5 protein-coding genes and 5 pseudogenes are annotated in these 8638 nt (G+C 59.0%); 6 read left to right on the top strand and 4 right to left on the bottom strand.

The window, feature by feature from the left end; translation table 11 throughout:
- The first annotated feature begins 31 nt into the window (after positions 1–31).
- Positions 32–166, top strand: a complete 135-nt coding sequence (locus C9427_RS35155; protein WP_425351707.1) for a helix-turn-helix domain-containing protein — start codon at positions 32–34, stop codon at positions 164–166.
- Positions 167–318: 152 nt separating this feature from the next.
- On the opposite strand, the pseudogene C9427_RS33125 reads toward C9427_RS35155, so the two are convergent.
- Positions 319–1021 (bottom strand): annotated as a pseudogene (locus C9427_RS33125) (IS6 family transposase).
- Between the two features lie 64 nt (positions 1022–1085).
- Between C9427_RS33125 and C9427_RS35150 the strand changes: the two are divergent.
- The 3 genes from C9427_RS35150 to C9427_RS35140 all read left to right on the top strand — a co-directional run bounded on the left by C9427_RS35150 (position 1086) and on the right by C9427_RS35140 (position 2530).
- Complete coding sequence (locus C9427_RS35150; RefSeq protein WP_245437280.1) at positions 1086–1262, top strand: recombinase family protein; 177 nt, start codon at positions 1086–1088, stop codon at positions 1260–1262.
- Between the two features lie 99 nt (positions 1263–1361).
- On the top strand, positions 1362–1988 hold the full coding sequence (locus C9427_RS35145; protein ID WP_245437281.1) for a recombinase zinc ribbon domain-containing protein: 627 nt from the start codon (positions 1362–1364) through the stop codon (positions 1986–1988).
- A complete protein-coding gene (locus C9427_RS35140; protein ID WP_245437279.1) occupies positions 1964–2530 on the top strand; it encodes a MerR family transcriptional regulator in 567 nt (188 codons plus the stop codon). The genes C9427_RS35145 and C9427_RS35140 overlap by 25 nt, the downstream gene beginning before the upstream one ends.
- Positions 2531–2553: 23 nt before the next feature.
- Here the strand turns inward: C9427_RS35140 and C9427_RS33105 are convergent.
- Positions 2554–3024, bottom strand: a pseudogene (locus C9427_RS33105) (DDE-type integrase/transposase/recombinase); the annotation flags it as partial.
- A gap of 691 nt (positions 3025–3715) precedes the next feature.
- Between C9427_RS33105 and C9427_RS33100 the strand changes: the two are divergent.
- Both C9427_RS33100 and C9427_RS33095 read left to right on the top strand, forming a co-directional pair.
- Complete coding sequence (locus C9427_RS33100) at positions 3716–4168, top strand: RICIN domain-containing protein (RefSeq protein ID WP_107653136.1); 453 nt, start codon at positions 3716–3718, stop codon at positions 4166–4168.
- Between the two features lie 442 nt (positions 4169–4610).
- Positions 4611–6017 (top strand): annotated as a pseudogene (locus C9427_RS33095) (type IV secretory system conjugative DNA transfer family protein); the annotation flags it as partial.
- Positions 6018–6710: 693 nt separating this feature from the next.
- On the opposite strand, the pseudogene C9427_RS33085 reads toward C9427_RS33095, so the two are convergent.
- Positions 6711–6976, bottom strand: a pseudogene (locus C9427_RS33085) (transposase); the annotation flags it as partial.
- 220 nt (positions 6977–7196) lie between these two features.
- Positions 7197–8484 (bottom strand): annotated as a pseudogene (locus tag C9427_RS33080) (IS110 family RNA-guided transposase).
- Positions 8485–8638 lie beyond the last annotated feature (154 nt).

Here is an 8638-nt window from a genome sequence, read left to right as displayed (position 1 = left end):
AGGGAAACGACCCGGGCGACAACCGCTTGATATCAAAAGGGTCGAGGCTGCGATCAAGCTGATCAAGGCCGACGTATCGCCGGCCGAAGCCGCGCGGCAATTGGGTCTCGGCCGATCGACTGTGTATCGGGAAATGAGGCGACTGCGTATCAGTCGACCGGCGTAGCGAGCATTCCGACGCTTTGCGAACTCTCGATCTGGTGAACCTCGAGGGCAAATCGTGACCCTGAGCTGCCCTTCATATTTCGCTGCCTTATAGCTGCGGCCGGCAATGTCACGTTGTTGGCAACTGGCCGCGATGATACTGCGAGTTCGATTTCAGGCCAGCGTTCCGGTCGCGGCTTTCCGCTCCGACATGGCTTTCAGGCGGTGGAGATGGATGGCGAATGCTGAGCGTTTTGAATGGGGAGCAACGAAGAGATTGCGAACAGCGGAGAAGATTGAGACGAACCGTTGCAGGGACCCAGGTGATCGGAAGCCCTGCATTGTTCGTTCCCGTTTTCGCAGCGGCACATGCGAATTCTCCGCTCGGTTGTTGAGGCCCTTGTGCGACCGGTGTTCGACCTGCGGCATGACCTGACGCCTGGGCGCTCGTAGGAGCGGAGCTTGTCGGTGATCATGTGCTTGGGTGCGACGCCTTGCTTTCTCAAGAGCCGGGTCAACAATCGGTTGGCAGCCTGGTGTTGCGCCGGGTCTGGACGATCTCATCGAGCACATAGCCATCCTGATCGACGGCACGCCACAACCATTGCTTCTTGCCGGCGATGGCGATGATGACTTCATCGAGATGCCAAATGTCATGGTGGCCTGGCGGCTTGCGGCACAAGCGACGGGCATAATCGGGACCGAACTTCTTTGCCCAGCGGCGGATCGTTTCGTATGAGACCACGATACCGCGCTCGAGCAACATTTCTTCGACCATGCGCAGGCTCAACGGAAACCGAAAGTACAGCCAGACCGCATGGGCGATGATCTGAGGCGGAAAACGGTGACGCTTGTAGCTGATGGGCGGCTTATTCATTCCATCGCGTTTATGCCGCAAATCGCTGACGGCGAGTTAAGTTGACAGCGCCCGGCAAGCCTTGATGTGGTTCCTCGAGCATGGGCTGGATTTGCCCGCCAGGCGCAACAATGGCGATATTGTCTGGCGTCGGTCGAACTATGCCACCATCCACCGGATGATCGAGAACCCGATTTACGGCGGCGCCTACGCCTGTGGTAAGACGCGTGCTGCGCCCGGATTTTGGTCCATCCGCCGTTAGAACAGGTATCCGACGCAGGACGCGCGAGGAATGGCTTGCCCTGATCCCGGGCAACCATGAAGGCTATGTCAGTTGGGAAGGGCTGAGGCGATCCGCAAGATGGTCAGCGACAATGTGACCACCGGCCGGCATCATGGAGCGCCCAAGCATGGCGACGCGCTGCTGGCCGGTCTTGTCCGCTGCCGGCGCTGCGGCCGCAAGCTCACGGTGCGATACACGGGCGCCAAGCACAACATTCCGCGCTATTCCTGCTGGCGGGGCCTGCTCGACAATGGCGAGCCGCGCTGCATCGCCTTCGGCGGGCTGCGCGTCAACGATGCGATTGAGGAAGCACTCTTGCGTGTCGTTGAGCCCGGCGCGATTGCTGCCGCCGCCGAGGCCGAGGCGCAGGCCGCCGGTCGCCGAGACCAGGTCCGGGACGCCCTCAGCCGCGATCTGGAAGCTGCCCGCTACTCCGCCGACCGGGCTTTCCGGCAATATGACGCCGCCGATCCCGAAAACCGGCTGGTTGCGACGGAACTGGAGGTGCGATGTAACCGCGCCCTCGCGCATGTCGGCGAGATCGAAAGCAGGATCGCTGCTCATGATGCAGCAACACCGAAACGTCACCTGTGGTGGGAAAGGACATCGCAGCGCTTGCCGGAGACTTTCGCACCGTCTGGTCGGCGCCGACGACGGATGCAAGGCTCAAGAAGCGCATCGTGCGCACCGTCATCCAAGAAGTAGTCGCCGATATCGATGATGAAGCCTCCGGGATCGTCCTGCCGATCCATTGGATCGGCGGGGTCCATACAGAACTGCGTCTGCCGAAACGGCGACGTGGCCAGCGCAATGCGACCTCCGCCGACATCATCGCAGCCATCCGGCAACTGGTGCTGATCGCCAGCGATGACCTGATCGCCGGCATTCTCAACCGGAACGGCCTGGTGACTGGGCATGGCAATCGCTGGACACGGGAGCGGGTCACTGCGCACAGGTCGCATCACAAGATCCCGGTCTTCCGTCCGGCGCTGGACGGCATTGAGCCATACCTCAATCTGAACAAGGCGGCGCGCCTCCTCGACGTTTCACCGAAGACCCTCAGGCTCGTCGCCGAATCCGGCGAGATCAGGGGTACCCATCCCCTGCCGGACGGTCCATGGATCTTCAAGCGATCAGAACTAGGAAAGCCGGAAGCCCAGCGGATTGTTCGTCGCGCGCGACAAAACCCAAAATACCCCGCGGGATGGCATCCCGATCAGCAAAACCTATTCGCTTCAACGAGATAGACAGATGGGTCTTATGAAACAGGATTGTAGTGTTCGATCCACAAAGGCAGGCGCTCCATTACGGTTCTGGCATCCGGCAGCGGTGATACACGGATGTCGTCGCGCTTGATCGTCTTCACGAAGGCTTCCACCATTCCGTTCGATTGAGGGCTCCGGACCGGCGTCGTTCTGGGCTCCAGGCCGATGTCACGTGCCATCGCCCTGGTCTGGTGGGCGATGTAGCCGGAGCCGTTGTCGCTCAGCCACTCGATCGTTTCGGGCAGCCGGTTGACCTGGCCGAAGCGGCTTTCGACGGCGGTGATGATGAGATCGCGCACGTCTTCGCCCTTGATGCCCTCGGTGGTGGCGACATGGGCGATGGGCTCGCGGTCGCAGCAGTCGAGCGCGAAGGCGACGAGAACCTTCTCGCCGTTGTCGCAGCCGATCTCAAAGTCGTCGGAACACCAGCGCAGGTTCGATCGGTCGACGGCGACCCGCCCGCTATGGCGGCGTTGCCTCTCCTATAGCTTAATCCACCTCTGCTCGCCTCCATATGGCGCGACATAAATCGGGGAGAGCCGCGCTCTCACGTTGATTGCCGCTCCGCACCTCCCAGCCACCGGCTGGCTGCGGATCAGCTTCGCCTTGCCGAGACGCTCAAAGATGCAAGCCACCGTAATTCGGCCGCGAATGGTGCCAATCAACCGTCGGCCTAACCTGAACCGGTTCGTTCAGGTCGCTTCTCCTGCCTGAAAAGTGGCCTTCATCATAGGCGCAGATCGGAACCTGCCTGTTATCCCTGAAGCGCTCGTCTGGGCCACCATCCGGTTGGGATGTAACCACGGATGCATCTATCGAACCCGTCGATCCTCAACGAACCTTGTAGATTAGACATCCGTTGAAGCTGATCTCTATCCGTCGTCTGGCGTTCACGTCACTCTCGAACCCTGCTCAGCCTGACCCTTGGAGCCGCGCTGGCGCGACGCGCATCCGCAAGGGGTTGAGCGGGAGCGCCCTTGGCGACGACTGTCCTGAAATGTTACCCGCGGCGATGAATTCTGCCATCAAGTCCAAGAATAGAATATGTGAAAATTAACTACACTTTTATAAAGCACGCTTCATAGAAACGTATCTGAAATATTATCCGAGACCGACCTCCGTCATGCTAAAAAGCAAGGGCTTCAACTCTCTGGGAAGGATAGCATCATGTCAGAACGGATTATTCGGTGGCAGGCGAACACCCGCCTCGGTTTGGGCGTTAATGATCAGATCGTCGGCGCAGCCGTGGGGATCTGGCCCCTCAGTGGATTAGGCGCTCGGCTTGTTTGGAATATTGATATGAGCAATAACGCCATTCTGCTCGATGCGGGCGGCGAAACCTTGGCCCTTGATTTCAAAGATGGAAAGATCGCCTCCGAGGTTCCGCTCGTGCTCTCCGAATATAAGGGCACGCCGACGAAGTCTCAGCAATGGAGCATCATCTTGCGTCCAGGCTACATCACCTCCGTCGCCGACACATCCCTGGTTGTGGACGACAAAAGCCGAGGGGTCGGACCGGGAAATCCCGCGTGGGCCTACGTCTTCAATGGCTCCATAGCGCAGCAGTGGAGGCCTATGGATCCGTTTCAAGCCGCCCAGGAATTAACTGACGACGCGTAGCAATACTATGCGCGGCAGATCGATACGTGGCGAAGTGATCATGTCGCCACGTATCGATCTGCTTGCACTGGAGCCGCTGGGAGATGATCGGGCCGACTTGTTTTCTGGGAGACCCACTTCGTCAGGCCGCGAACGCTTGCAATCGCGGCCTGACGTTCAAGGCCGTATGACTTTTATTATTCCTACCATGAAATTAGTTCCTCGACCGTTTCTGCAGTCAGGCGGCGATCACGAAGCAGCGCCGGCGCAACGTTCTTGAGCTCAGGTCTCATCTCCTCAACGAGCGCCTTCGCGCGACGGAACTCAGCGGCGAGGACGTTTTCCACCCGGGCCTACAGGCCGGCGTTCATATGCAGCGTCACCAGCAGTTCCTCCTCGCTTGCCCGAGACAGGAACGCAAATCCTGCACCCAGCCCGTAGGCCGCTTCCACCTGCAGAGCGGGCTATCAGCTATGTGCTGGAAAGCCCGTTTTATAACGGCCGGGGCAATCTCGGGGAGGTCAACTCGTTCTTCAATAGCGGCGTCGACCTGCAGGCCTTGATGAAATTCATCAAGGCAAAAGAGCCGTACCTGTCCAAGTTCACGTTGGAAAGCTTCAACGCCTATCTGGCCCTTTCCGAGCGCGCCGCCGCTTTGGCCTTGCTCGATATCCAGAAGGCGATGCGGCCATTCAAGAACGAACGTATCGTCGCCGCGACAAACGTCACCGACATGGATCTCCGGGCGATGAAGCGCCGACCGATCTCCGTCTACCTCGCGCCCAACATCACGGATATCACGCTGCTCAAGCCGCTCCTGACGCTGTTCGTGCAACAGACAATGGACATTCTTACCCTCGAGCACGATCCGAACTCGCTGCCGGTCTACTTCCTGCTCGACGAGTTTCGGCAGTTGAAGAAGATGGACGAGATCATGACCAAGCTGCCCTATGTCGCAGGCTATAATATCAAGCTCGCCATCATCATCCAGGACTTGAAGAATCTCGACGAGATTTACGGCGAAACCTCCCGGCATTCGCTGCTCGGCAATTGTGGTTATCAGCTCATTCTAGGCGCGAATGATCAACCGACCGCCGACTATGCATCGCGTGCGCTCGGCAAGCGGACCATCCGCTACCAGTCGGAATCGCGCACGATCGAACTGCTTGGTCTGCCGAGGCGCACGAAGGTCGAACAGATTCGCGAGCGTGACCTTATGACGCCGCAGGAAATCCGGCAGAGGCCGGAGAGAAAGATGGTATTGCTTGTTGAAGGCCAGCGCCCGATCTTCGGTGACAAGCTGCGCTTTTTCGAGACACAGCCATTCAAGTCCGCTGAAGCATTTTCGCAGACTCACATGCCGGATGTGCCGCTAATCGAATATCTCCCGGTACAGCGAGTTCCGGCTTTGACCGACGATTACACCCGGGCAGGCCAGCCCGAGGAAGATGTCGGTGCCCCGATTACCGAGATGGCTAATTTCGAAAGGAGAATGTCATCACCAGCTGAGGTGATGCCGACTGTTGCTGCGACCGCGAAGGTGGCACCAACAACAAACGAGCCCGCACCTCGCACCGTGAATCGCAAAGCCAGCCTGCCGAAACCGAAACGCGCTAAAGCGGCGTCGAGTGGCGGATCTGGAAACAAAGCGGAGGCGACACCGGACGTAACAGCTATCGACGCGCGTATTAAGGTTGCTGAAGAAAGCCTGAAACCTAGCGCTGAACGGCTCAAGGAGACTGTTTCCCAGAAAGTCGAAGGGCTCGGCCAAGAATCGCCCACGAAACGGCGGAACTATCTCGAAATCTTCGCGACGACGGTCCCAGATCCTGTCGAACTCGGCCTGGAGGCCGCCGCAGCTCAAGCATAAGGACCTGCGATTGCGGTTTTACGCTTGGGCTCGCAGGTTCGCGCCTAGCTTCGGATGCTACGCCGGCAACAAAGCCGTCCGCCCGGCCTTGCGGGGGTTAGGAGGCATGGAAATGGCCGACGACCGAGAGAATATCAGAGCGAAAGCTAAGGAACCGGCCGCGGAGGAACAACGAGGCAACTGGCTTCAAGGGGAAACGCCACGAGGGCCAGGTGAGGGATGAGCGCGAGCACTTCACGATCTGCCCGGTGTGCGGTCAAGAGATCGACATGCGCGCAGATGCTTCACCACGCCATGCCAAGCCACAAGCCTTTGAAGTACCCCGACTAGCCCGCTTCTCTCACCGCATCTGGCGTTGTCTAATCGCTCCTCCATAGTCAATATCTTTTTAGAAACGATCATTGATCTGCACCAGCGGATCAATGATGGCGCGATGTTGTAGTTCTGTAGAGCTCTCAGTGGTCATTGTGCTATGAGATCGATCGTTCGCCGGGAGCAGGGTTGTCTTCGCGGTCGGCACCACAAGGCCGCCGCAGTATGGGTCTTCGCAGGTAGGGTTTTCCTATGTTTGACGCGCAGTCTTTTGCAAGCTGCAGGCCAGATGACGGAATAACCCGGCCCACGTCCACGGGAGGGACGCCTCGACACGTCAATACGATGACGCGCTGAGAATATTAGGCTGGAGGCTGCTCCTTAGGCGATGGCCTCAGCCAATGGGTTAAAGGTTTCGCCCGTCTTGAGCATAGTATGCATGATGACAGCAAGTTTACGGGCAACGGCCACAGCAGCGCGCTTGAACCCCAGTCGCTGACGCAGCTTCAGCCCCACTCTTTGATAGCACTTTGATTCCCGGTCCGTGTCAGGAGTGCGACCGCGGCCTCGTACAGCAATCCACGCAGACGATTGTCGCCTCTTCGAGAGGTGTGGCCGTCACAATCGACCTCTCCCGACCGACAACGTCCTAAGCGCGGAACGAAATGGAGCCTGCAGTCAAGGTCTCTCTATCCGCCAGCATGCTCTCGCTGCGTGACGTTGGTCAAGTCGTCGAAACAGGCGGCTTCCACCGGCAAGGGAAAAGGTCTCGTCCATAGCAAACAAAGGGTACGCACGGAGGCGGCCCTCACCGTCCTCAACACGAGCTTCTGATCCAGGCGGAAGACCCGAACATTATCTACAGGGTCATCGAAGCGATGCCCTCACGGCCCTAGCTGACAGAGGTTCTCCCACCTGGCACCCGCCCCTCAACGAAGGGCCGGTATTCGGAACCACCTTTGGCGACGGCGTGCACGACGCGCGCCATCTTGGCGGTAATAGCGGTCATTGCCTTGCGGCGTAGATCGGGATTGTCGCGATCCCTGGCAATGTAGCGTTCGAACTTATGACGGAAGCCATTCTCCCGCTGGCGGATGGCGACTTGTCCGGCGATCCACAGGGTGCGGCGCAGCCGAGCATTGCCGAATTTGGAAAGGCGGGTCTGGCCGCGATATTGGCCTGACTGCTGTGTCGAGAGGTCCAACCCACAGAACTTTAGAAACTGGTGATGATGACCGAAACGGCGAAGATCGTCGGCTTCGGCAACGATCGTAAGCGCATTGATCGGCCCGATGCCGGGGATCTGGCGAAGGAGCTGATAATCCTGGCTGTGCCGCAACAGCTCATCGGCCTGGGCTTCGATCTCATTGCGTTGCCGGATCAGGCTGCGTGCCTCGTCAATGACCATCCGGAACATGCGAATGGCAGGGGCATCGAGCGGCAGCGGCAGTCCGATCGATGAGCGCACCGTCTCGTAAATATCCATCAGAATCTGTGTCTTGCTGACCTTGCGACCGACGACATCCCACGCTCCTGTCACAAACTCCTCCTTCGTCAGTGCCGTGATGCTTGCCGGGGTAGGAAAGGCATGGAGGAAAGCGAAGAACCAGTCGCTGCGGCTGTTCCCCCGGAAGCGATCGCTCTCGGGAAAATACAGCGGCAGGTAGTGCGTCAGGATACGGTGCTGGATCTCGGTCTTGGCCCTGGCGATCGCTTCATGGGTCTTCGACAGCTCCTGCATGTCGTTGATGCCGGCGCGCAGCGGATCCTGGTAGACTTGTGTTGCCTGGATCCTGAGCATGTGCAGCATCACCTGTGCATCCTTTGGATCGTTCTTGTCCCAGCTGTTGTGCAACGCTTCTCGTGTTCGGGCCAGCGCCAGCGACGACACCAGCCGCACCTCAAAACCCGCTTCAGCCAGGCGCCATGCTATCGGCCGGTGATAGTTCCCGGTCGCCTCAAAGGCGCAGACCACAGGGCGGCCATATGCCTGCAGCACCTCTATCAGATGGTCGTGCTCAGCACGGGTGTTGAGGACCAAAAGGCGACGCCGGCGCTTGTGGCCTGGTGCTTCGATCAGAACTTCATTGCGCACCTTGGCAATGTCGATCGCTACCAGCACCGCGGCGGCGGGTGTAGAATCTGAAGTGGTCATGGTCGGTCTCTCCGGAATGGGTTGTGAACATTCACATTCTAGAGAAACTTTGACTGGCCATGGCCGCCTCGACAGCGGTGCGCGCCTGCAGCGAAAAGCTGCGCGCACCGCTCTCTCGGTCGCCGCCGCTCCTTCATTCCGTAGGTGCTACGGC

The organism is Mesorhizobium helmanticense (assembly GCF_003034915.1).
GTDB classification, from domain to species: Bacteria; Pseudomonadota; Alphaproteobacteria; order Rhizobiales; family Rhizobiaceae; genus Mesorhizobium; species Mesorhizobium helmanticense.
The sequence above is the reverse complement of the archived record's forward strand: the minus strand, read 5'-3'. Positions and strand labels throughout refer to the sequence as shown.